Genomic DNA, 231 nt, shown 5'->3' on the forward strand with positions numbered 1-231 from the left:
GATTGGCCACTTGCGACATCGTGTACTGATACCTGCTGTGAACTACAGCACGGGGAAAGGCCAGTTCTTCAAGACTCCGCACCACGTGACGTTTGAGCGAGACCACCATTTGACCTTGGTAGAGGTGGGGCTCGCGACCTCTGCTGCCCCGGTGTACTTCCCTATCGTACGTAATGGCCGCGGTGCCTTTGTCGACGGCGGCTTAGTTGGAAACGCACCAGGCTTCTTCGG

Annotated in this window: 1 protein-coding gene; it reads left to right on the plus strand. The window is 57.6% G+C overall.

What is annotated here, in order from left to right:
- Positions 1-37: 37 nt before the first annotated feature.
- The coding region (locus KVT32_RS31845) for a patatin-like phospholipase family protein (RefSeq protein WP_371825656.1) at positions 38-231 on the plus strand (194 nt) is incomplete at its 3' end.

The organism is Achromobacter sp. GbtcB20 (assembly GCF_019091095.1).
Lineage (GTDB): Bacteria > Pseudomonadota > Gammaproteobacteria > Burkholderiales > Burkholderiaceae_B > Achromobacter > Achromobacter mucicolens.